Genomic DNA, 19,236 nt, shown 5'->3' with positions numbered 1-19,236 from the left:
TTTTTTATGGTGTTATCATACAGACTTGCTGATTACGGATTGTAATGACTCGACTAGTCAGATGATTAAACAAACCATTTTCAACTACTCCCGGCATCATATTAAGCGTTACTTCTAACTCATGAGGGCGTTTAATTTCTTGAAAGTGACAGTCAATTATATAGTTTCCATTATCCGTAATAAAAGGCGTATGGTCTTCTAACAATCGAAGACGTGGCACACATCCAAGGTCTCTTATGTGCTTAGCTGTCATTTCCCACCCAAAACGAACCACTTCAACCGGTAAAGGAAACGCCCCAAGCGTTTGAACTAGTTTCGTTGAATCTGCCACGACAATAAATTGCTCAGATGCTTTGGCAATCATCTTTTCACGTAGAAGCGCCCCACCTCCACCCTTTATAAGTGAAAACTGATTGTCTACTTCGTCTGCTCCGTCAATGGCAAGGTTAAGCTTATTAACATCTGCCAGCGTCACGAGAGGAATGCCAACTTGGCGGGCAAGCTTTTCCGTTTCTTTCGAAGTGGGTACTCCTTGTATGCGAAGGCCGTTTTTCACTCGTTCACCAAGCTTTAAAATTGTGTAATAAACGGTTGAGCCTGTTCCTAGACCAACAATCATATCGTCTTTTACAAACTCAGCAGCTTTTTCACCGACGGCTTGTTTTTCAACCATAAACGTACCTCCCCTTTATAATATTCCTGAAAATAAGCGTGCGAAGGACTCTTTTGATCGCTCCATAAGACCTCGCTTATAGAAAGCAACGGGCTTAATGAGCTCGCTGTCTTCCATATCTTCTTCAAAGTGTTTGATTAAATCTTGAATAGCTTTTGAATTCATTAAAAAAGCATTTACTTCAAAGTTTAAGTGAAAGCTTCTCATATCCATATTAGCTGTTCCCACAGAAGCAAAATCATCATCAATAATGACAATTTTTTGGTGCATAAAGCCTTTTTGATAAGAATAAATCTCAATTCCAGAACGAATTAGTTCTCCAAAGTAAGACCTTGTTGCGTACTGAGTCAGAAAACCATCATTGATTTCTGGTACCATAATCCGAACGTCAATCCCTTTTTTAGCAGCGACTTGAAGAGCCATTCGAATCGTTTCATTTGGAACTAAGTAAGGAGTTGAAATCCAAATTGATTTTGTGGCACATGCAATCATAGCATAATAGTATTCGCTCATATTCTCATGAGTATCAGGACCAGTCGCAATGATCTGTGTAAAACCATCTCCTACGACAGGAACGGTCTTTGTGTAGCGCTCTTCAATAATTAAATTTTCTCCGGAAACGTACTCCCAGTCAAATAAAAAAACTGCATGGAGAGTTTGTACGGATTCTCCTACTAGTTTTAAATGCGTATCGCGCCAAAATCCAATTTCTTTGTTTTTCCCCAAGTATTCCATGCCGATGTTTAAGCCGCCGACATAACCAACTTCACCATCAATGACAATGATTTTTCGATGATTGCGGAAGTTAAATTTTTGATTAAAAAAGCCGGCTTGAATTGGCGAAAAGGCATAGACTTTAACGCCGTTGTCTCTTAACTCTTTAACATCTGCTCCTGATAGTGAAATGCTTCCAACGGTATCATAGGTGAAGCGAACTTCGACGCCTTCTTTAGCTTTTTCAATTAGTAAGCTCATAATTTCTTTTCCAAGCTTATCAGAGTGAATCATGTAATACTCCATATGTATAAAGTGTTTTGCACTTTTTAAACTGGCGGTTATTTCAGAGAAGGTTTCCTGTCCGTTTTTTAACACTCTTGCTTTCGTACCGTTATTTACCTTTGTAAATGAAACCCGTTCCGAATACTCGGCAAATGAACGTTGATGAGGGCTTAGAGAAGACAAGTCTATCTTTGCTTCTTTTTCCTTTTCCGTCATGCGCTTCAGTGTTTCACGATTGTTCATTCTCTTTGATTTAAATAAGTAGCCTTTAAGGTAAAGCTGACCTGAATATAAATAAAAGATGTACCCCACAACAGGAAAGAAAAAGAGAACATACATCCAAAGTAGCGTACTATGAGGCGTCCGATTTTCAAGCATTAAGGAATAGATGCTGACGAAGATTAGCACCGCATATAAAGTAACTAGCGCGATTTTCCATTCTTTCGATAAATCTGTAAAGAAAAAAAGATAGGAAGATACGAGCATAAGAAATAAAAAGATAAAGTCGACTCTTCTTTTTTTCATTGTGTATTCTCCAAACTATTGATTAGTTACTCTTGTATTCCCTTTTCTGCATACGTTTAACCCTTGTAAAATCAGCATTTCCATCTGAGCATAAAAATAGTCTTACCGAGCGGTGATTTCCATGGTGATACTCTTTCAGATTGGCATGATGTCCATTTCAAATTGCTCCCTTTCCGCATGGAGAGCGCTGAGCCTCCTCGTATACTGCTGGGTCTCATCTGTCTCGCTAGTCCTGCTAGAGGCTCGCATTCTTCATTCCAATCACGGGCTTTTTTATCGGGAACATTTTGATGAGGGCTGCTCTTTTCTCTAATACTTTAAAAACACTCTCTACTTGGCATATAAGGATGACACTAGATAAATATTCTGTTTTCTTACTGGTAAATAAAAGGGGGTTATTTCCTAAGTTATAGTATTATTAATTAATAGATATAGATTTTTGATTAGACTAAGGAGAGTGGACTATTAAATGTTGTGGGCTAAACCTAAATGTATATATTGTGAAAAAGAAATTAAAGAAGACGACGTTACTTATGTAAAAATGCAATATCCGAAGCGAAAAGGTTTTGCCGAAATTAAAGCATATTTAAGAAATGAAGGTACATTTATTTGTGAAGAGTGCTTTTCTAATAAATTGAAATAACCATTATTCAACTAACTAAAACGTTGTCACACCCTACTAGATAGGTTGAAGCTTAATTCTTTTCTGTGTTAAGTAAAGTGCTTCTCTCTGCTTAGCGTGATTTCCATTTCAAATTGCTCCCTTTCTGAAGGGATCGCATTCTTCATTCCAATCAAGGGCTTCTTTATTGAGAAAACTTTTAATAAGGATTATTTGATGAAATTTCCTATACTGAGCTCGTCAGGAATCTTCTTTTTCACTAGAAAGTTAAGTTGAAACATGTGTTAAAATGGGAATTATTCCATTGGAGAAAGTGGGTGAATATAGAATGGATCGATATGATCGTGCCTTTGGAGTGTATGGCATTTGCATACAAGATGAAGAGATTCTCGTAATTCGCAAAAATCGCGGACCTTATATTCATCGTTTTGATTTACCTGGTGGTCAGCTTGAGCATGGCGAGACGCTGGTGGATGCGATGCAGCGAGAATTCTTAGAAGAAACTGGCTTTAAGGTTAGTATTACGAAGCAAGCAGGTGCAGCTGATTTCCAGTACCCATGCATTTGGAAAGAGTTTACTCACGTTCACCATATTGCGGTATTTTATTACGTCATGATTAAAGGTGGAGAATTGCTACATATGCCGAGTCAATTTGAAGGACAAGATGCAGCTGAAGCACTGTGGATGCCCATTAAAAAACTGGATAAAAACAATGCTTCTCCTCTCGTCTTAAAAGCGATTGAAGCTCATTCACTTTCAGTTTGGCCCCATGACTCAGAAGTCTATAATAGCTGGGAGTTAAAGAAAACGTTTGAACAGTAATTGAATAAGGGTATGATAGTGATATTATTTGAATTGGTTATTTGGAGGTAATGAAGTGTCAAAAGCAAAAAAGTTTCAATTTTGGACGATTCAGCTTGTGCTAATTGCATTGTTCATTTACATTTGCACGAAAATTTCATTTGTATTTGAACCAATTGTTGTCTTTTTCACAACGCTCTTTTTCCCTATTTTAGTATCAGGATTTTTATATTTCTTATTTAGTCCTATTGTCTTTTTTCTTGAGAAAAAGAAAGTTCCTAAAACGGTTGGAATTCTCGTATTATATGCCATTTTCATCGGCATCATCTCGTTTGCGGTTGGAACATTGGGACCAGCTCTTTCGAAAGAAGCCAATCAGTTTGCGGACAAGCTCCCAACTTATGTAGATAAGAGTCAAGAAGCGATTAATAATTTATCAGAAACAAAAGGTTTTCAGTGGATTGTTGAGCAGGAATATGTATCAATTGAAAAAATTGAAGACTCTCTTGCAAACTTTTCATCTACGCTTACTACTGGTGTCACAAGCAGCTTATCAACAATTTTTAGCGTTCTGACTAACATCACGCTTACAATCGTCACTGTGCCTTTTATTTTATTTTATATGTTAAAAGACGGACATAGCTTACCTAAGTATATCGTTAAGCTCTTTCCACCGTCTTATCGTGACGAAGGTCTAAAGATTTTAGAGGAAACGAAAGAAACTGTTGCGACTTATATCCAAGGCCAAATGCTTGTTGCCTTGTTTGTTGGCGTATGTGCTTCCATCGGTTACTTAATTATTGGGCTACCATTTGCACTTGTACTTGGCTTAATTGGTGCCGTAACAAATATCATTCCATACTTAGGACCATTTTTTGGAGCTGCTCCAGCCGTTATTATTGGAATCTTAGACTCTCCTACAAAGGCTTTTTTAGTTATTATTGTAATGGTTATTGTTCAGCAGCTAGAAGGAAACGTTATTTCTCCTCTTATCATGGGAAGAAAGCTTAATATCCACCCGCTGACCATTATCTTACTACTCTTAGTAGCTGGAAACTTAGCAGGAATTTTAGGAATGATTTTAGCCGTGCCGTTCTATGCGGTTGTTAAGACATTGGTGCTTAATATCGTTCGCTTAATCAAGTTACGATCAAGGTCCAAAACAGACCCGCAGGCCTACAGCTAGAATAAAAAAACAGGACGCGCGTCCTGTTTTTTTATTTGACTAAATTCGTTAAGTCATGAATCACGCGATTAGGCGTTAATTCACGATGCTCAGGTACTTGATGATGGCGGTTTACCCACACGGTTGAAAATCCGTAATTCTTTGCTCCAGCAATATCCCACGGATTTGATGATAGGAAAAGCACTTCGTCACGCTCTACTTCTAGCTTATTAGCTGCATAGTGATAACTAGCCATCGCTGGCTTGAACTGTTTGATTTCATCAACAGAAATGACATCATCAAACAAAGGTGCTAACCTATGATGAGCTACAAGCGGATTAATCATGTGCTTAGGTCCGTTTGTAAAAATGGCAAGCAGATAGCCTTTTTCTTTTAAATACGCCAGTACTTGTTTCACTTCAGAATAAAGGTTTAGTCTGGAATAGGCATGAAGTAACGCTTCTTCACTTCCAGGCGTTATCCCTTCATCAACAACATCCACCGCGTAGCGTAATGATTTTTTTGTTAGTTCATAAAAATCAACATAGCGTCCCATAATTTGACTTTGCATAGCGTATTCGATTTGTTTTTGACGCCACAGCTGACTTATTTTTGTTCCTTTATCAGGATAGTATTCTTCACAGGTTTCAATGACGGTATGTACATCAAATAATGTTCCGTATGCATCAAATAAAATGGCTTTAAACTTCATTAACTGACCTCCTCCATTATTCATTGTACCCCCTCTTTAAAAAACATAACGGCGTTTCCATAAAAAAAACTGCATCTCTAACTATTAAACTTTGTCTAAAAGTTAGAGATGCAGTTCAAGTTTGTGCACTTTTTTATTGATTATAATCCCATGCAATGGTCCATTCTCCCTCAGTTTTGACTGCAAACACGCATTGATTAATGGAAAAATTTCCGTATTTCCCTTTATAAATTTGAATCACTTTCATTTGATAAACATCCGTCCACTCTTCACCATCAGCCGTGATTTTCCACGTATCTAGCTTTTCTACTTCGGTAATGTCATAGGAAAATGTTTCGACACCGAAATGATTTAAAAAGACGTGTGCCCGATCTTGAATATAAGCTCCCTTCTCAAAACGAACTTTCATAGCGGGATGAAAGTACTCCCATGAATCAGAGAAGTTCCCTTTCTGCTCAAGATCATAGAATTCCTTAACAACATGCTTAGCATGATATGTAGAAGAAAAAAACGTAAATTGAAATCCCCAAGCTCCTAATGTTAGTAAGGATAACAGTCCTCCAATAATGAGCACTAGTTTTATGAATCGCCTTCGTTTGTTATACAAAAGCTCTGCTCCTTCGCCAGTTGTAGTTTAATTTTCTACTATAAAGCTTATTCATCTAAACAAGCATTTAGCACATTGAATAAACGCAGAGTAAGACGGGACTTCGTTTGATCACTGCTTTTTCTGCTTAGTGGAACTTCCATTTCAATCATGGATTTTTTTATCTGGCACCTTTTGATGAGGACTTTTCTCTCTTTGAGTAATGTAAATACCACTACCCTGCTCGGGATGATTTTTGTTCGAATTCACTTGTTTCCACCATAGCTCATTGAATACAAAATAGTCATCGCTAACAATCATCACAGTCTAAAATAAAAAAAGACCACCTATAAGGGGTCTTTTCTATACAATCTGAAATGCCATTTGCATGGCTGCCAGAAATCCAATAAATACGAGAAACGTCACAAGACCTTCTTTCCAGTCGGGCCTGTCTCCTCGAACAAATTTTGCGATGTCGTATGAAAGCATTGCTGCTAAGAATATGGATAGAACGATATAGAATGGCTCCATCTGACTCCCCCTTTTCCACTTTGTTTTTTAGCGCTCGTTAGTCGCCTACACTTTTATAGATTAGCTGTTTTAGATAGGTGTTGTAAAGGATAGGGTTTTGCATGACTTTTTTTCCTACTGCGGGCATACACTACTTAAAAGCATGAAAGGATGACGCAGGATGGCTACATTTAATCCTGAAGAGTTTAGCGTTACGTACCGACAAGGAGCAACTCCTACCCAACCTCTTTTAAAAAGGCGCTATACGCTGACTTATGTCTCTGAAACGGATTCCTTGTATTTAATTATCGGATCTTCATTTGCTAAAGACGTTCTCAATGAACAGCGAAACGAGCTGTTTGGAGAGTGGATTCATTACAAAGATGCAACCGCTCTTTACTTGTATGTTTTTATTGGCGATCATCATACCGATAAATCAATTCAAGCCATTCGATACGCGATTTTCAACAAAGAGATGCCGGTGCTCTTAACTGCTTTGCGATATGGAGATCATTTCTTCTTTAAGCAAGTGCACAGTTTAGATCAAGCTCCGATTTACGTTCATTATCATTCGAATTATTCCGAGTTTCATACGATTCGCTACATGCAAACCCCATCAGTCTATGAAACGATAAAAAGGTAGCGTCTGCTACCTTTTTAGCTATGCTTCCACACACCGTTTCGACGAGAGTCACCGACACCAGTGATTTTTCCACTACCAAGATCCTGCATAAGAAGCTGGACTCCTCCATAGTAGACGTCGCTTGTTTTGCTTTGTACATCAAAAGCGCTCATTCTCTCGATGACTTCTTCAGGCGTAGTCGGCTCAATATAAAGAGTTTCTTCATCAAAGATAAAACGAGGCGTTTCCACCGCTTTTTCCAATTCTTCTCCTCCTTGAAAATGGCGGGCTAATACTTGGTTTAATACCTGTGGAATACGCGTTCCTCCTGGCGTTCCTACCCCTATTATCCACTCGCCTTCCTTACGAATAATTAAAGGAGCTGTAAACGTTCGCGCTCTTTTTCCAGGCTCAGGATTATTCACGCCGATTGAACCATAGGTATCCGAATTATTGTTAAGAAAAAAGCCATCCACCTGCTTACCGAGCCCGAAAAAGTTGCTTAGCGTATTGGTTGTAGATACGGTTGTACCTTCCTTATCAATGACGACAAAATGCGTTGTACTTTCATGCTCTTGGTCAGAACTCTCCACTGCTCGTTCTTCCGAGTTGTCTAATAAGCTTTCAATATACTCATTGCTAAGGAAACGCTCTACATCCTGCGGGTAAAAAGCAGGATCACTAATCTCTTTTACTCTAGCAGCATACGCTATTTCTTTGATTTTCTTAATAGCCCCATAATCTACGTCTTGCTCGTCTATGTTAACGTTTTCTTTTTCCATCATTTTTAACATTTGAATAACGGTAATACCTGAAAATGGAGGTGGAGCGGCAATGATTTCATTTCCTTTGTATGTTGAAATAACCGGCTTCCTTTCTTCTACTTCATAATTTTGTAAGTCTTCTAACGTTATGTTTGTTTCTTCTTCTAGACGTTTAGCAATGTCCTTTTGATAAAAACCTGCGGCCCCGTTTTGTTTAATGTATGTTAACTGCTCGGCAAGCTCAGGTTGCTTTAGCTCTTCTCCTGCTTTTATGGCTTCTCCCTTTGGAAAGAAGTTCGGTAAATTGCCAGCGTCCATTCGTCCACTTGCGTAATATAACCGACTCGCTAAGAGGTCATCTACTTTAAAACCTTCCTCGGCATACTCAATAGCAGGCTCAATTAACTTTGTCATAGACGTTGTTCCATACTTTTTATTCACATATTCCATTCCTGCCACAAAGCCAGGAACTCCTGTTTTCCCTTTTAAAGAGCTTGGTGCTACTTCACGATAATCAATGAAGGTTGGCTCTTCACCTTCTTTAGCAATCAGCATACCACCACCTCCACCGATGCCCGAGCCATACGGTTCGACAACACCCAGCGCGTAAGATACAGCAATTGCTGCATCTACAGCGTTGCCTCCTTCTTTTAATACGTTCATACCTACATCAACAGCAATGGGATTGGAAGAGCTAACTCCATAAGATGAGTCACCATTGCTAAATAAAGGCGTGTTATTTTCATCGTTATTACGAACAAACCATACTGAACCCGCAATTAATACACATAAAGAAACTCCTCCTATAAGAGCTCTCCTTTTATTCCACATGCTGTTCACTTCTTTCTTTGTTGTATGTAGTATAAAAAAGGCATCGTGTATGACGATGCCTTTTTTATCATGCTAACCGGCGATGATTTACTTACTTATTTAAAGATAATGAAGGCTGCTCAGCTGTTGTTTGTTGTTCAGTTTGCTCCATCATCTTTAAGTTTTTCTCAATTTTCTGCTCTTCAATTGTTGATAAAGTTGTTGGATGCTTTAAAGCTCCTAACGTAACAACAACTCCTGCTACAATGACAACTGGAGCTACTACTCCTACAATACGTTTAACTACCATGACTATTCCTCCTCAATTATTCTGTACTTTTATCCCACAAACCATGCCTTCTTTTATCTGCACTCCCCGAAATCGTATGCTCATTCCTGTCTTGAATGAGGGCTTGTACGCCTCCGTAAAACATTGGATTATCGTTTTCTTTGACGTCATAACCATACGTTTTAAGGCGATCCTTCACATTATTTTCTGGCTCTTTCTCAGGGTAAAGTTTGTCAGAATCAAAAATGACGCGGCTTGACTGCACTGCTTTATCAATTGATTGACCACCATCAAAATAGTTGCCTAGTACCTGCGTTAATACTTGTGGAATTCGATTTCCTCCAGGTGTACCGATTCCCATTACCCACTCGTCGTCGTCACCGCGGATAATAGTAGGCGCTGTAAAGGTACGTGGTCGTTTACCTTCTTCGATTTTATTGATGCCTTCACCGAAAGTACCAAGCGTGTTATTTAAAAAGAAGCCTTCAACGTTTTTTCCACTTCCGAAGAAGTTACTTAGCGTATTAGTTGTAGAAACAACCGTTCCTTCTTTATCAATTACAACAAAATGTGTTGTACTTTCGTGTTCTTCCACATCGCTAACTTTCGTTTTTTTCGTGCGTGTTTCATTAATTTTATTGCCTAACAAATGAACGTAACGATCATCAATCCAGTCTTCAGGAGCCTGTTTAATAAAAGATGGATCAGCCACTTTATCTAATCGATCTTGATAAGTTACTTTGGAAATCTCACCTAAATAGTGATTAAATAAGCTTGGTTTCTCACCTTTTAGTTCCCAAATCTTTTCTTCATCTGCTAGCTTTAGCATTTGAATAAGCGTTACGCCTGAAAACGGTGGCGGAGCACTTATAATGCGATTACCTTTATAGTTGGTTTCTAAAGGCTTTCGCTCAATTGCTTCATAATCGCGCAAGTCTTTTTTGGAAATCTCCGTCTCATCAGCAAGCTCATCACCAATATCCCCACGATAAAAAGCAGAAGCACCTTCTTCTTTAATCGCTGTAAGGGTCTTAGCTAAATCTTTTTGCTTCAAAATTCTCCCTGCTTTAATGGCTTCTTCATTGGGATAAAACTGCTCAAGCTCATCTTCATCTAAGTTTTTTTGATAGGAAATTAACCTGTCATGAAGATCTTGATCTACTTTAAAGCCATCTCTGGCATAGGAAATGGCTGGGTTCATTAGTTCACCCATTGGTTTTGTTGCATAGTTCTGATGAATATATTCCATTCCCGCTACAAATCCTGGAACTCCTTCTTGCTCATCTTTATCTGAATTCGGAGCGACTTCGCGATAATCAATAAACGTAGAATCTCCGTCGGCTGGATCAATCAGCATGCCACCGCCTCCACCGACACCAGAGCCATATGGCTCGACAACGCCTAGTGCATAGGAGATTGCAATCGCTGCATCAACAGCAGTACCACCGTTTTTCAGTACATCCATCCCAACTTTTGTTGCATAAGGATCGGACGTACTAACGGCATATTCTTTTTTAGGAAACAAAAATTGATACGCTACGACGCTAATAATGAGAGAGAAGATGATAACAGCTACAAAAAGCAATTTTCGTTTTTTCATCATCTTTCATCTCCTTTAGCTGAATTATTGTTGTGTGTATACCTCTTCTTTGTTGTTAACAGGAGCGTCTTCACTTTGATTTTGGCGTTCCTGTGATCGTTTCATTACGTGTGAGTGATCAAGCTTAATTTGGAATTTCTTATCTTCTTTTTCTAAACGACCTTCATTTGATGCATACTTTGTTAAGTCGTTGTAGATTCGCTTCATACGCCATGGGTTATCCGTTGGCGTTGGAGTACCTTCTTTAATCACCATTGGAATGACGTCTACCGTAGCTTGACCTTCTTTGTTTAGGTTATACTGAACCATTGCTGTATTTTTCGTGCTTGACCATCCTTGGTCAAAAACAAAGTTTCCTAGACTATAGAAGATAATTGAGCCGTTATAAACATCAAATGATTGTAAAACGTGTGGGTGATGTCCAATAATGATATCTGCACCTGCATCAACCATCGCTTTTGCTAATCCTTGTTGACGTTCACTCGGTTCTACGTCGTACTCTGCACCCCAGTGCGCATTTACAACAACTAAATCTGCATTTTCTTTTGCTTCTTGAATCGTTTCAAAGATAACATCTGGATCTGTATCCAAGATTCCAGGGTTGTTTTTGCCTGCTTTCATTCCGGCAACATATACGTCTGTGAACCCAACAGAGGCAATCTTTACACCATCTACTTCTTTATATGAAACATGCTTTGCTTCTTCTTTATTGCGACCCGCACCAACATAGTTCATACGATTTTTTTCAAAAGATGCAAGCGTATCTTCAAGACCTTTTGTCCCGTAGTCCATCGCATGGTTATTGGCTAGGTTTAATACATCAAAGCCTGCATTTTTTACAGCTTTTAAATCTTCTTCTTCACTGTATAAGTGAATGCTTTTATCAATTTTCTCATAAGAACTTTCTTTATTTGTTAAAACTGGAGACTCATAGTTTCCACTTACATAGTCAGACTCATCAAAGAAAGGCTGAACATTGCGAAATACAAAGTCTTCTCCGTGACGGCTTGTCACTTCTTTAATATGTCGACCCATCATAATATCTCCAACCATTGTTAAGGTGATATCATCACTGGACTCTTTTTTTGCAAGATTAGGATCTTGAAGCGCATCCGAACGCTGAACCCAGCCTGCTAGTGCCAAAACAAGGATTAAAATAGGTGTAAGGATAAGTGCTTGCTTTCCGCTGCTTGGCTTTGTTTTTTTAATAAACATTAATACTTTCTCTTGAAAGTTAAGCTGTTTTTTCTTCACTGACGTTGGCCCTCCTTTCTTCTATCTTTTTATTAAAACAGGTAATAAATTTGCATTACACCAAATGTGATTCCACTTAGTAATACTGTTGTCCCAACTGTTAATGGTACACCTTGTTTTTGCATAGAGTTAGCGATTAATCCTGGTACAATAACCCCGATACCGCGTAGCTCGAATATTTCAAATGGTAGGACTGGATAGAAATAATCAAAAATAACTTTAATTGCAATTCCTGTAATCAACATTGCGGTGAACTTACGACGTCCATATAAAATAACTACTTTTGAAATACCATAAACAACAATTACATAGGTTAGTAAACTAATAACGAATACAACCACAATCATCATTGGCTGATCAAAAATCAGTGCCAAGTAACCTGGAACAATTAATCCAGCAGGCAATACACCTGTTTTTTCTGTGAAAATTAAGCTGAGCGTTATACCCAATACAAGGGCAATATATAAATCTGATCCGAACATGAAATGGCCTCCTAGATTAAACTGCTTTTTTCATCGTTTTCATTTCAATAATCGCTTCTACAAGCGGCTCTGCTGAACCGTGAATATTTCCGACACCATAGACAATGCGATCTTTTAAGTATGGTTTCATGCGCTCAAGGATTTCCTCTGTTGATGCACCTTCCATATCCCAGAACTCTTTCGTTGGTAACGTTCCTTTTGCATAAGCATCCGCTATAGGTGAGGTTGTCTGACCAATAGCAATCATCACGTCTGCTTCTATATAAGGCATTACATCCACTGCGAATTGTTCTGTACGATCCACACGGTCAGGGCGGCAGTTCATGATGACAATCGGAAGCTTAGGACTGTAGTTCATAGAATCTACGCGCTCCCAAATACGAAGTGTTGATGAAGCGTCATTGGCTGCAAATCCGTTTACTAAGAACGCTGGATTGCTTGTATCTCCAAACTTCGTAATTCTCATTGCACCTGGGTCTGGCTGAGCGTTTAGCATTCCTCTCATTGCCGTTTCTTCATCAATACCTAGTGCTTCAGCAACAGCTAAACCGATTGAAGCATTATCCGGGAATACCATGTAATCAAACTTACGTAAATACTCTTCAGAAATACGATCATTATCAGCCACGATTACTTTTGTATTTCGCTCTGCTGCAACCTTTTTGTAATACTCTAAATAAGGACCTTCAATTGTAACAAGGTGTCCATCATAAGGAATTGTTGCTAGGAAAGCTTGGGCAACTTCATCTAAAGTTGGGCCCATTACATCCATGTGATCCTCTAGTACGTTTACAATAACGCCCACTTTGGCTTGAATAAGCTGATTTTGAAATGTAATTTGATAATCTGGCTGAACGGCCATACATTCACATATAAGTGCTTCGGCTCCCATATCAGCAACTTCATTTACAACGCGTCGTTGCTCACCAATATTTGGCCCTTCTTTACGACGGATAATCGGTTCTTCTTCTGAAGTGTGCCAATAAATCATTCGTGCTTGGGTACCAGTTGTTTTCCCAACTGTTTTGTAACCTGCTTCTTTTACAATTCCTGTTATTAGACGCGTAACAGTTGATTTCCCTCGAATACCGTTAACATTTACTCGAACTGGAATTGAACGTAGTTTACGCAAATGTCTACGATACTCCCAAATGCCATAGCCTAGTAAAAATAAGCAGCATAGGACTATTAAGATCATCTCTTATCCTTCTCCTTCCAAAATAGCGCTGACCGCTGAAACAGTTAGCGTTCATCTGCGATTTCGTTTCTCTTCTCTTTGTCTAATTTCATTTTTACTTTTGGGCTCGAGCACCAAATTCAACAGGTCTAAACCTACCACTCGTACGAAGAAACGGTCAATAGCTCAAACGATACATGTTTTTTGTATTGGTTATGAAAGGTCAAGGAACTTTCATAACCCTGTTGTTTCTAAGCATTTCCTCTATACTTTGTGACCATTCGCCTAATAAAAGCCCTTTAATCCTTTATCTTTTTTTATATTTTTTACACATCTACATTACGAAGATGCAATATCTTTAACACATGAAACATTCCTGTAACGTAAAACCCATAAAAAGATTAAAACTGAACTTAATTTTACTTTTTGCTTCATGTCTTTCTAAAGAAACTGTTAAAATACTGACTTTTCACTAAAATGAACATATTCCTATAGTCATTAAAGAAAAAGTAAAATATATAATATAATAGACTCACAAAGAGAGTAGTCAGAAAGGGTACACTAACTACCAAATTCACATACATAGACAAACTTTATAACCAGTTCTTTTTTAGGAAGATAGATGTTCTTTTTTAGGATTGGGCTTTAAATATTTTGGGTATAAAGCTCGTAGACAAATATAAATTCAATAAAAAGGGTGAATACTTAATGGTCGATACCGCGCTTTATTTTTCTTTTACTGCTTTATACATCGCCTTGTTAGGCTGGGGCTTATTTCTTTATAGGAATCGTATAAATCAATCTTTTGCATACTTTTTATTAGTCGTGACGCTGGGACTCATTTATGATAACGGTCTATTAGCAACAGGCATATTTATCGGCGAAGGATCAACTCTTGAGACGCTAAACTTATGGAGGTTTCTAGGTCATGCTTTCTTCACTCCCACTCTTGTGCTTTTTGCTTTGGGTATTGGGAGGCATGCGGAACTGCAATGGGCCAAGAAAAGCGTTACTCTTTATAGCTTTCTCCTTATTACCATTGCCTTAATTCTGTATGAACTCACAGAAATTACGCACCAAACCCTTCAACCAGTAGTAGAATACGGCGTGCTTCGTTATACACTAGTTGGTGGGAGCAGTGGACCACCAATTATGGTGTTAATCGTTACGTTTATTTTACTGCTAGTGAGCATCTCACTTTTTCGTCATACTAAATGGAGCGTGATGATGCTTGGCGTTATTTTAATGATTCTAGGAAGTGCTATGCCGCTCCCAATCGAGAGCGGTGCCGTAACGAATACATTTGAACTTATTTTTATGACAGCATTATTTATGACCATGTCAAAATTCCTTCCAAAAGAAGCAGGATAAGCCTTGCTTCTTTTTTTATAGTTTGATATAGTTTTACCTACCGAACGTTAGGTAGATTAAAAGGGAGGTTATAAAGTATGGAGCATCCATCAACCGTTGACAGAATAAAAGCTGTCGCAATGACAGCTTTCGGCGAGAAAGGCTACACTGACACTTCTTTAGCCCATATCGCTGAGCAAGTAGGCATAAAAAAACCTTCGTTATACGCACATTTCAAAAATAAAGATGAGCTTTTTTTAGCTACGGTCGATGACCTAGTAGCTGTTTTTACTCAAAAGATGCAGAAGATTTTTGATGAACAGAAAGATGCACCCGCTCCTGATCAGTTAAAGCAATTTTTATTTCAGCTCTGCTTTGCGCTACAAGAAGATAGCTTTGGGCAAATGTATAGGCGCTTAATTATGTTTCCTCCTTTTCATTTGCAAACCTTTGTAAAAGAACGTTTTTTAGCAAGTGAAGAGTTATCTGATCGATTATTAACCTCCATCTTTGAACAAGGTATTACGGAGGGAACGATGCGAAACGAGAAAATTGACCGCTACATTAACAGTTTTTATTGCTTAACGGATGGGCTATTTGTTCAACGCTTTTACTACGACCAAGAGCGCTATTCTACCAAAATAGAAGATGCTTGGAGCATTTTTTGGTTAGGTATTAAAAAGGAATAAAAGAATAATAAAGGAGTTTTATTCATGGCTTGGATTTATTTAATTATTGCAGGTTTGTTTGAGATTGTGTGGGCGATGGGGTTGAAGTATTCAGAAGGTTTCACGCAGTTTTGGCCTTCTGTTGCAACATTAATCGCGATTGTCATCAGCTTTTTCTTCTTTTCAAAAGCACTAAAAGACATTGCAGTTGGGACTTCTTATGCCATTTTCACAGGTATTGGCGCAGCTGGAACAGCTGTCATTGGAATGGTTGCCTTAAACGAAGATGCAAGCTTAACAAGAATTTTTTTCTTGGTATTGATGCTTGTTGGTATTGTTGGCATTAAACTGGTATCAAGCGAAGACGATGTAAAGGAGGAAGGCTAATATGGCTTGGATTGCTTTAATTGGAGCAGGAATATGTGAAGTTGGTTTTGTTATCTTTTTAAAACTGTCAGATGGTTTTAAGCGCCTGCTTCCTTCTATTGGGTTTAGCGTATTTAGCCTTGCGAGCTTTTATTTACTTTCATTAGCTCTACGCGAAATCCCAATTGGTACGGCGTATAGCATTTGGACTGGTGTTGGGGCGGTAGGAAGCGTATTGTTAGGGATGTTTCTTTTTAATGAAAAGAAAGATTGGAAGCGTCTTTTATTTATCTCCTTTATCGTCATTGGCGTAATTGGATTAAAATTCACATCTTAACAACATAATCCATGCTATAATGAACTTGTATCTATTCTTTGACTAGGAGACGATGACCATGAACCTTGGTTTTGGAGAAATTGCGCTAATTGTCTTTGTTGCTTTGCTTTTATTCGGTCCGAAAAAGCTGCCTGAGCTTGGAAAAGCAGCAGGAAAAACGCTGCGAGAGTTTAAGCTTGCTACCAAAGGAATGATGGAAGACGATGAAGATGATAAGACAAAGAAAACACAAAAGCAAGTATGACCCTACTTCTTAGTCATAACACATAAACAAAGCAGATGTCCATGTAGACATCTGCTTTTTATTTACTACTTTTGCTGCTCTTCTTTTAAGACAGTTTCCCAAAAACCTGGTGTATACTCAACACTAAATTTTTTTGCTGCTTGGACAATTTTAACATTCAGCTCTTGCTTAATGTCTTCGCGTTCTGTTGTGCACGCTGTTTGAGCTGCTTTCTTCACTTTCGGGGATAGTCTTTGCAGAAGTTCTTCAACAGCTTTTTCATCATCTTTTTTCACTCGTTCAATTAATTTATAAAGAGTTGTCATTCATCATCACTTCTTTCTTAAGTCACTTGAAAGATTTTCTACAGCTTCTTCCAGCTGCTTAATATTTGCTTCAAGCCTCACTAATAAGTAAAACGAAACCACGATAGGAAAGCCAACTTGATTAATAACGGATAACCATTCAACCATGTGCATCCCTTCCTTCTAATTGTTGTTTTAAGTGCATAAGTGAGCGTCGATACTTAAAAGAAACGGCCTGAGGCGAAACATGAAAAAAAGAAGCAATTTCACCATTGGTCCATCCTTCAACAATGCGAAGATGCAAAATAAACTGCTGCTTCCAAGGCAAGGATACGAATGCTTTATAAAGCTCTTCATCTTCAATTTGATGGCTTAAAAATGATCTATTCCACCAGTCTCGATCTGCTACACCAAGCATTTCGCCGTACGTTCGCTGCTCTTCCATTACAATCGGCTGATCCAAGCTTTTTACATACTGTGTCTTCTGGTAAAGCTGCACTTTATCCCGTACAAAGTGCTTACATAACATTGAAATGTAAGACAAAAAGCGAATTTCACTATAAAATTCTTTGAACACTTCATCCACTAACGAAGCGTAGTGCTCACTCTTGTGGCGAAACGTCATTTGTAATAAATCGTAGTGATGATCATTTTTTAAAAAGTTCTTTAATAAAGGAGAAGAAAGTGCTGCTCTATTTTTTCGGTAAAATGCAGAAAAAGATGTTTCTAAATATGGGGGGATAAGATGATGTACAGATTCATTAACCATATAAATAACCTCCTATTTTTTTAAATATAGTAAATAAAAAGGGATAAGCTGAGAAAAAAACAACAAAAACAAGAACATTTGTTCTTGTTTTATATTAAAGGATAAGTATGTTAAAAGTCAAACTGTGGTTTTCAAGCATGTTATTACCAATAAATTAATCCTATATATGAAAATATGGATAAAAAGATTCCGACGTTAAAACATCTATTATTAATGGAAAAGTGACATTTTGGACTGGCTTCTTCTTTTTGTGTTTAGTTTCGCTTCTCTGTTAGGAGATACTTACTTTAAAAATTAGTCCCTACCATTTCTAATCGAGCTTACGTATTTCTTAGTGGGGAGCGTTTATTTCAAAAATCAAAAAGAAGCAGAGGTAATCCTTCTGCTTCTTTGTTGATATGTATTAGTTATCGTTTGGAAAAACGAGGCCGAGCTGACTGCGAACCTTGTCCATCACATGCATTGTTTCATATGAATTTTCAAATGAGTTTACAGTTGATTCTGTTTGCCCACTCTTTAACAGGTCGACAAATTCTTTTATCTCATAATACATCGACGGATGATTCTGTTCGACTGTAAGTTCTTCTACTTCACCATTGTTGTAGCGAATTTCTACTTTTTCGGCACTATTGATTTTATCAATAATCATGCTGCCTTTTTCACCTTGAATTTCGCTTGGAAGGTGTGAGTTTGTGATTTTAGAGTACATCACGACAGCGTCTTTATCATCATATGATAGGGCTACAGCACCTTCTCCATCAACACCTGATTCCAGCATAACACCAGTTGCCTTAACTTCTTTTGGAGCACCGAATAATGTGATCAGCGGATATAAGCAGTATACGCCCAAATCCATAAGAGAACCGTTAGCGAATTTAGGATTAAAGGCGTTTAGTACAATGCCTTCCTTATATTTATCGTAGCGAGAAGAGTATTGACAGTAGCTCGCAAAATAACGACGAACCGGCCCAATTTTATGTAGATTTTCTGCAATGACTTTAAAGTTTGGCATAAGCGTAGATTTCATTGCTTCCATTAATAAAACATTGTTGTTTTTTGCAGCTTGAATCATTTGCGTTACTTCCGTGGCATTGGCTGCAAGTGGCTTTTCACATAGAACATGCTTTCCATTTTTCATGAATAAGATTGCTTGTTCAGCGTGATACGCATTAGGTGACGCAATATAAACTGCATCGAGTTGATCGCTTGTAGCCATTTCTTCTAGGTTAGTAAACGTTGTTGTTACGTTATATTTAGAAGCAAATTCCTGTGCGCGCTCTTCTGTTCTTGAGTACACAGCGGTTAATTTGAAGTCTTCTACGTGACTTGCTGCTTCTAATAATGATTCTGTAATCCAGTTTGTTCCGATAACGCCAAAACGAATCATTTGATTCACTCCTTTTTTTACATATACGTCTTATTGTAGCCTGGTTCAAATTAAAAGTGCAATGAAATCGTTTTAATAATTCACAATGAGCGGAATATGACTTTCTTTTCAGCTCTATGAAACATTTTCTCTGCTCGACCTGATTTCCATTTCAAATTGCACCCTTGCCGCAGGGCGAGCACTCAGCCTCCTTGTATACTGCGGGTCTCACCTGTCTCGCTCATCCTACTGGAGTGGCG

At 38.2% G+C, this 19,236-nt stretch carries 24 protein-coding genes; 9 read left to right on the top strand and 15 right to left on the bottom strand.

Going from position 1 to position 19,236, the window contains the following annotated elements; translation table 11 throughout:
• Positions 1-4: 4 nt before the first annotated feature.
• Both rpiA and cls read right to left on the bottom strand, forming a co-directional pair.
• A complete protein-coding gene (gene rpiA, locus NIZ91_05120) occupies positions 5-673 on the bottom strand; it encodes a ribose-5-phosphate isomerase RpiA (GenBank protein USY56040.1) in 669 nt (222 codons plus the stop codon).
• A 15-nt stretch (positions 674-688) separates the two neighbouring features.
• Positions 689-2,197, bottom strand: a complete 1,509-nt coding sequence (gene cls / locus NIZ91_05115) for a cardiolipin synthase (GenBank protein ID USY56039.1) — start codon at positions 2,195-2,197, stop codon at positions 689-691.
• Positions 2,198-2,666: 469 nt separating this feature from the next.
• Here cls and NIZ91_05110 point away from each other — a divergent pair, with 469 nt between their 5' ends.
• The 3 genes from NIZ91_05110 to NIZ91_05100 all read left to right on the top strand — a co-directional run bounded on the left by NIZ91_05110 (position 2,667) and on the right by NIZ91_05100 (position 4,807).
• On the top strand, positions 2,667-2,840 hold the full coding sequence (locus NIZ91_05110; protein ID USY56038.1) for a Fe3+ hydroxamate ABC transporter substrate-binding protein: 174 nt from the start codon (positions 2,667-2,669) through the stop codon (positions 2,838-2,840).
• 307 nt (positions 2,841-3,147) lie between these two features.
• Entirely contained in the window at positions 3,148-3,642 is a 495-nt protein-coding gene (locus NIZ91_05105) for an NUDIX hydrolase (protein ID USY56037.1), read from the top strand.
• Positions 3,643-3,697: 55 nt separating this feature from the next.
• Positions 3,698-4,807: an AI-2E family transporter gene (locus NIZ91_05100; protein ID USY56036.1), complete on the top strand. Its 1,110-nt coding sequence runs from the start codon at positions 3,698-3,700 to the stop codon at positions 4,805-4,807.
• 31 nt (positions 4,808-4,838) lie between these two features.
• On the opposite strand, the gene NIZ91_05095 is transcribed toward NIZ91_05100, so the two are convergent.
• The 3 genes from NIZ91_05095 to NIZ91_05085 form a co-directional block, all read right to left on the bottom strand.
• Positions 4,839-5,522: a haloacid dehalogenase type II gene (locus NIZ91_05095; GenBank protein ID USY56035.1), complete on the bottom strand. Its 684-nt coding sequence runs from the start codon at positions 5,520-5,522 to the stop codon at positions 4,839-4,841.
• Between the two features lie 109 nt (positions 5,523-5,631).
• Complete coding sequence (locus NIZ91_05090) at positions 5,632-6,105, bottom strand: hypothetical protein (GenBank protein ID USY56034.1); 474 nt, start codon at positions 6,103-6,105, stop codon at positions 5,632-5,634.
• A 342-nt stretch (positions 6,106-6,447) separates the two neighbouring features.
• Positions 6,448-6,615: a hypothetical protein gene (locus NIZ91_05085; protein ID USY56033.1), complete on the bottom strand. Its 168-nt coding sequence runs from the start codon at positions 6,613-6,615 to the stop codon at positions 6,448-6,450.
• A gap of 160 nt (positions 6,616-6,775) precedes the next feature.
• Between NIZ91_05085 and NIZ91_05080 the strand changes: the two genes are divergently transcribed.
• The gene (locus tag NIZ91_05080; protein USY56032.1) at positions 6,776-7,237 is read left to right on the top strand and encodes a staygreen family protein; all 462 of its coding nucleotides are present in this window, start codon (positions 6,776-6,778) and stop codon (positions 7,235-7,237) included.
• Positions 7,238-7,251: 14 nt separating this feature from the next.
• On the opposite strand, the gene NIZ91_05075 is transcribed toward NIZ91_05080, so the two are convergent.
• The 6 genes from NIZ91_05075 to pgsB form a co-directional block, all read right to left on the bottom strand.
• The gene (locus tag NIZ91_05075; GenBank protein ID USY56031.1) at positions 7,252-8,811 is read right to left on the bottom strand and encodes a gamma-glutamyltransferase; all 1,560 of its coding nucleotides are present in this window, start codon (positions 8,809-8,811) and stop codon (positions 7,252-7,254) included.
• Positions 8,812-8,902: 91 nt separating this feature from the next.
• Positions 8,903-9,100 carry a CapE family protein gene (locus NIZ91_05070; GenBank protein ID USY56030.1) on the bottom strand — a complete coding sequence of 66 codons (198 nt, stop codon included), beginning with the start codon at positions 9,098-9,100 and terminating at the stop codon, positions 8,903-8,905.
• Between the two features lie 16 nt (positions 9,101-9,116).
• Entirely contained in the window at positions 9,117-10,682 is a 1,566-nt protein-coding gene (locus tag NIZ91_05065) for a gamma-glutamyltransferase (protein USY56029.1), read from the bottom strand.
• Positions 10,683-10,703: 21 nt separating this feature from the next.
• Positions 10,704-11,894: a CapA family protein gene (locus NIZ91_05060; GenBank protein USY57092.1), complete on the bottom strand. Its 1,191-nt coding sequence runs from the start codon at positions 11,892-11,894 to the stop codon at positions 10,704-10,706.
• Positions 11,895-11,965: 71 nt separating this feature from the next.
• Positions 11,966-12,415, bottom strand: coding sequence for a poly-gamma-glutamate biosynthesis protein PgsC (pgsC, locus tag NIZ91_05055; protein USY56028.1), 450 nt, complete (start codon positions 12,413-12,415; stop codon positions 11,966-11,968).
• A 16-nt stretch (positions 12,416-12,431) separates the two neighbouring features.
• Complete coding sequence (pgsB, locus tag NIZ91_05050; GenBank protein ID USY56027.1) at positions 12,432-13,613, bottom strand: poly-gamma-glutamate synthase PgsB; 1,182 nt, start codon at positions 13,611-13,613, stop codon at positions 12,432-12,434.
• Positions 13,614-14,300: 687 nt separating this feature from the next.
• Between pgsB and NIZ91_05045 the strand changes: the two genes are divergently transcribed.
• The 5 genes from NIZ91_05045 (at position 14,301) to NIZ91_05025 (ending at position 16,557) form a co-directional block, all read left to right on the top strand.
• Positions 14,301-14,963 (top strand): hypothetical protein, encoded by a 663-nt coding sequence (locus NIZ91_05045; protein ID USY56026.1) that lies wholly within the window; start codon positions 14,301-14,303, stop codon positions 14,961-14,963.
• A 77-nt stretch (positions 14,964-15,040) separates the two neighbouring features.
• Positions 15,041-15,631 carry a TetR/AcrR family transcriptional regulator gene (locus NIZ91_05040; GenBank protein ID USY56025.1) on the top strand — a complete coding sequence of 197 codons (591 nt, stop codon included), beginning with the start codon at positions 15,041-15,043 and terminating at the stop codon, positions 15,629-15,631.
• A gap of 24 nt (positions 15,632-15,655) precedes the next feature.
• On the top strand, positions 15,656-15,997 hold the full coding sequence (locus NIZ91_05035; GenBank protein USY56024.1) for a multidrug efflux SMR transporter: 342 nt from the start codon (positions 15,656-15,658) through the stop codon (positions 15,995-15,997).
• A 1-nt stretch (position 15,998) separates the two neighbouring features.
• Positions 15,999-16,313 (top strand): multidrug efflux SMR transporter, encoded by a 315-nt coding sequence (locus NIZ91_05030; protein ID USY56023.1) that lies wholly within the window; start codon positions 15,999-16,001, stop codon positions 16,311-16,313.
• Positions 16,314-16,371: 58 nt separating this feature from the next.
• Positions 16,372-16,557, top strand: coding sequence for a twin-arginine translocase TatA/TatE family subunit (locus NIZ91_05025; GenBank protein USY56022.1), 186 nt, complete (start codon positions 16,372-16,374; stop codon positions 16,555-16,557).
• A 65-nt stretch (positions 16,558-16,622) separates the two neighbouring features.
• On the opposite strand, the gene NIZ91_05020 is transcribed toward NIZ91_05025, so the two are convergent.
• From NIZ91_05020 to NIZ91_05005, 4 genes are all read right to left on the bottom strand, one after another.
• Positions 16,623-16,862: a helix-turn-helix domain-containing protein gene (locus NIZ91_05020; protein ID USY56021.1), complete on the bottom strand. Its 240-nt coding sequence runs from the start codon at positions 16,860-16,862 to the stop codon at positions 16,623-16,625.
• A gap of 6 nt (positions 16,863-16,868) precedes the next feature.
• Positions 16,869-17,015 carry a YvrJ family protein gene (locus NIZ91_05015; protein ID USY56020.1) on the bottom strand — a complete coding sequence of 49 codons (147 nt, stop codon included), beginning with the start codon at positions 17,013-17,015 and terminating at the stop codon, positions 16,869-16,871.
• On the bottom strand, positions 17,002-17,610 hold the full coding sequence (locus tag NIZ91_05010) for a sigma-70 family RNA polymerase sigma factor (protein ID USY56019.1): 609 nt from the start codon (positions 17,608-17,610) through the stop codon (positions 17,002-17,004). Before NIZ91_05010 ends, NIZ91_05015 begins: the two co-directional genes overlap by 14 nt.
• A 403-nt stretch (positions 17,611-18,013) precedes the next feature.
• Positions 18,014-18,997 (bottom strand): Gfo/Idh/MocA family oxidoreductase, encoded by a 984-nt coding sequence (locus NIZ91_05005; GenBank protein ID USY56018.1) that lies wholly within the window; start codon positions 18,995-18,997, stop codon positions 18,014-18,016.
• Positions 18,998-19,236 lie beyond the last annotated feature (239 nt).

The sequence above is a fragment of the Bacillus sp. 1780r2a1 genome, from assembly GCA_024134725.1.
Classification (GTDB): domain Bacteria; phylum Bacillota; class Bacilli; order Bacillales; family Bacillaceae_H; genus Priestia; species Priestia aryabhattai_A.
The sequence above is the reverse complement of the archived record's forward strand: the minus strand, read 5'-3'. Positions and strand labels throughout refer to the sequence as shown.

What these genes read in the sequence shown, in the direction of transcription:
- rpiA (USY56040.1), bottom strand. Translation starts at nt 673, where the DNA reads ATGGTTGAAAAACAAGCCGTCGGTGAAAAAGCTGCTGAGTTTGTAAAA.
- NIZ91_05085 (USY56033.1), bottom strand. Translation starts at nt 6,615, where the DNA reads ATGGAGCCATTCTATATCGTTCTATCCATATTCTTAGCAGCAATGCTT.
- NIZ91_05075 (USY56031.1), bottom strand. Translation starts at nt 8,811, where the DNA reads ATGTGGAATAAAAGGAGAGCTCTTATAGGAGGAGTTTCTTTATGTGTA.
- pgsB (USY56027.1), bottom strand. Translation starts at nt 13,613, where the DNA reads ATGATCTTAATAGTCCTATGCTGCTTATTTTTACTAGGCTATGGCATT.
- NIZ91_05010 (USY56019.1), bottom strand. Translation starts at nt 17,610, where the DNA reads ATGGTTAATGAATCTGTACATCATCTTATCCCCCCATATTTAGAAACA.
- cls (USY56039.1), bottom strand. Translation starts at nt 2,197, where the DNA reads ATGAAAAAAAGAAGAGTCGACTTTATCTTTTTATTTCTTATGCTCGTA.
- NIZ91_05045 (USY56026.1), top strand. Translation starts at nt 14,301, where the DNA reads ATGGTCGATACCGCGCTTTATTTTTCTTTTACTGCTTTATACATCGCC.
- NIZ91_05110 (USY56038.1), top strand. Translation starts at nt 2,667, where the DNA reads ATGTTGTGGGCTAAACCTAAATGTATATATTGTGAAAAAGAAATTAAA.
- NIZ91_05095 (USY56035.1), bottom strand. Translation starts at nt 5,522, where the DNA reads ATGAATAATGGAGGAGGTCAGTTAATGAAGTTTAAAGCCATTTTATTT.
- NIZ91_05020 (USY56021.1), bottom strand. Translation starts at nt 16,862, where the DNA reads ATGACAACTCTTTATAAATTAATTGAACGAGTGAAAAAAGATGATGAA.
- NIZ91_05035 (USY56024.1), top strand. Translation starts at nt 15,656, where the DNA reads ATGGCTTGGATTTATTTAATTATTGCAGGTTTGTTTGAGATTGTGTGG.
- NIZ91_05070 (USY56030.1), bottom strand. Translation starts at nt 9,100, where the DNA reads ATGGTAGTTAAACGTATTGTAGGAGTAGTAGCTCCAGTTGTCATTGTA.
- NIZ91_05025 (USY56022.1), top strand. Translation starts at nt 16,372, where the DNA reads ATGAACCTTGGTTTTGGAGAAATTGCGCTAATTGTCTTTGTTGCTTTG.
- NIZ91_05040 (USY56025.1), top strand. Translation starts at nt 15,041, where the DNA reads ATGGAGCATCCATCAACCGTTGACAGAATAAAAGCTGTCGCAATGACA.
- NIZ91_05005 (USY56018.1), bottom strand. Translation starts at nt 18,997, where the DNA reads ATGATTCGTTTTGGCGTTATCGGAACAAACTGGATTACAGAATCATTA.
- NIZ91_05030 (USY56023.1), top strand. Translation starts at nt 15,999, where the DNA reads ATGGCTTGGATTGCTTTAATTGGAGCAGGAATATGTGAAGTTGGTTTT.
- NIZ91_05065 (USY56029.1), bottom strand. Translation starts at nt 10,682, where the DNA reads ATGATGAAAAAACGAAAATTGCTTTTTGTAGCTGTTATCATCTTCTCT.
- NIZ91_05105 (USY56037.1), top strand. Translation starts at nt 3,148, where the DNA reads ATGGATCGATATGATCGTGCCTTTGGAGTGTATGGCATTTGCATACAA.
- NIZ91_05080 (USY56032.1), top strand. Translation starts at nt 6,776, where the DNA reads ATGGCTACATTTAATCCTGAAGAGTTTAGCGTTACGTACCGACAAGGA.
- NIZ91_05015 (USY56020.1), bottom strand. Translation starts at nt 17,015, where the DNA reads ATGCACATGGTTGAATGGTTATCCGTTATTAATCAAGTTGGCTTTCCT.
- pgsC (USY56028.1), bottom strand. Translation starts at nt 12,415, where the DNA reads ATGTTCGGATCAGATTTATATATTGCCCTTGTATTGGGTATAACGCTC.
- NIZ91_05060 (USY57092.1), bottom strand. Translation starts at nt 11,894, where the DNA reads ATGTTTATTAAAAAAACAAAGCCAAGCAGCGGAAAGCAAGCACTTATC.